We start from the raw sequence: 2,408 nt of genomic DNA, 5'->3' as shown, positions 1-2,408 counted from the left end.
GGATCGAGTAGGTCAGCCCCCTCTCGGGGGCTTTCCCCTCTAAGAACCGTACATGAGAGTTTCCCCTCATACGGCTCAAGCAAACTATGGCTTGCTTTTATATAGCAAATTCGCATAGTCAGAAAGTTATTTACTTCTTTTCTTATACACATAACTACGATAACATTTATCATGTACCAATAATCGGGTCTTATTATCTTCTGTAAACATCGTGCGCCAAGGAGTCTGCTTTGTTATGGGTTGACCACATAACGGACATTTCCTTTCTTGTTTTTCCCATATGTAGATGAGAGATTTCCGTCCCTTTAGACTGAATTTCATTTTGGTTACAGCCCTCTGTTCGGTATAATCATCCCATGCTGGGTCAAATGGATTATAAGCAGCTTTGAGTTGTGGATATTTCTTAATTTTGATGTCAGTAAGTGATACAAGAGAATGGTAGAAATTACCGTTCTTTCTACTTACTTCCGTGGAGAAAATCCAATCTCTGTTTCCCATCTTATGGAAATATCTGTTTTTAATCCATGCAAGCCCCTTGTTGTGATGTCTGCGCAAACACCATCTCCAAATCTTTTGGAAAATAGCATTGTCCGTCTTTCTGAATGTTTCAGTAGCGGCACAGAATTGATAATAATTTCCCCACCCTTTAATGATAGGATTGAGCGTGAAGATAAGGTCGCTTTGGGTTGCGGACGAGTTTTTCTTTATCACATCCTTAATCTTTGCGGTAAATTTCTTCACTCTGTCCTTTGATGGTTTCGTGAGCAGTGTTCCATTATATTTCCTGACATTAAATCCGAGAAAATCAAATCCATTGTCAATGTGTGTAACGAGAGTTTTCTCTTCGGATAGTGTTAGTCCTCTTTCTGCCAAGAAATTCGCAATAAGTGGCTTAACTTCTTCTCTGAGAATGTCCTCGCTATCACCTGTGATAATGAAATCATCAGCATATCTTACAAGATTTATTTTGTGACGAATTTCCTTTCCATTCTTAGTTGTTATAGGGAAATTCTTTGCGAGTAAATCTTGTATTCCATCAAGTGCCATGTTTGCCAAGATAGGAGAGATTATGCCACCTTGCGGTGTACCCTCTTCTGTTGGGAAAAGTTCATCTTTGAAGATAAAACCACATTTCAGCCATTTCTTCAGCATGGTCTTGTCCATAGGGATATTTTCCAATAACCATTCGTGGCTTATGTGGTCAAAGCATCCTTTGATGTCACCCTCCAATACCCATTCAGGAGAAAATCTCCTTGAAAGTAGTGTATGAATTCTTATCATAGCGTCCGCAGTGCTTCTTCCTTTTCTAAATCCATAGGAGAAATTGTCTCCTTTTGTTTCTGCAACTGGCTCAAGTGCCATGGCATAAAGAGCCTGCATAGCTCGGTCTTTCATTGTGGGTATTCCTAAAGGGCGGAGTTTTCCATTACTTTTCTTGATATGAACACGTTTTAAAGGTTGAGGTTTATACCCTCTTTTTCGTAGTGTGTCAATGGCTTTATACTTCGACATGTCTGTTGTCCAAAGGACTTTATCCACTCCCGAAGTGTTCTTGCCTTGATTGGAAGTCACACGTTTTACTGCTAATGCCTTAGCGTAAAACGAGTGGGTAAGTGTCCATTGCAATGCTTTTACCTTGTTCCACTTACCTTCTTTCTGCGCTTTTACAATGCGAACTTGTAGCTTCTTAACAGCAGCTTCGGCTCTGTTCCAGTCAATGGAAGTCCAGCCCCCACTATTGTCAGTAGGCGCACACGATGTTTTTATGTTACGTTCGTTCATTTGCATTCCTTCTTTGAGAAGTTCTAAAAGTTATTGTAAAAGTGTTACCTAACGTGGAAGTCTGCCCACTTTCGTGTCGGATGATATTATTCATGCCATCACGTGACCTGTAACTCAATCCGTATCTGTCTCATTACAAGACAGCATTCGCTTTTTCCACAATCTTCTACCCACATATCATTCTGCTTTCCTTGCGGTTGGCTTACCTATTTGGTTAATAGGAAACATATGGGCTTACCTAGTTTTACATGAGTGCCATGAAAGGGTTAGGTTCTGTCTCTCCGCCGGTGGTTCCGATGTTCGTGTATCCTCAAAGTTCACAAGGATAGCCAACCACTTTACCTTTTTGGTTCAAGCCTTATAGTGTCTTTAGCTTGTTCGACTTAACGACGTTTATCAACAGTTCGCTATCGCTAACCATACCTTTCAGCCAAGCTCCCCAACCGCCTAACACTGGCAGTTATTGAAATCCCCTCACGGTTCTTTCTGCGTCTTGCGACAGGGCTACCTTGTCTGGGCAGCTTAACACAATCCCTTAAAGACTGCATTTGCCCATAGGCTACTACTGACGAAACAGCAGGTCAAGTCATTGCTTGACAGCCACTCATGTAACTTTCTAGTCACAC

The 2,408-nt window shown here is 41.3% G+C and carries 1 protein-coding gene; it reads right to left on the bottom strand.

Translation table 11 applies throughout. From position 1 onward, the window contains the following. Positions 1-126: 126 nt before the first annotated feature. Positions 127-1,782, bottom strand: coding sequence for a group II intron reverse transcriptase/maturase (gene ltrA / locus DEM91_RS12370; RefSeq protein ID WP_249859106.1), 1,656 nt, complete (start codon positions 1,780-1,782; stop codon positions 127-129). Positions 1,783-2,408: the final 626 nt, after the last annotated feature.

The sequence above is a fragment of the Prevotella sp. TCVGH genome (assembly GCF_023522295.1).
Classification (GTDB): Bacteria; Bacteroidota; Bacteroidia; order Bacteroidales; family Bacteroidaceae; genus Prevotella; species Prevotella timonensis.
This window is presented reverse-complemented; position numbering and strand designations above follow the sequence as displayed.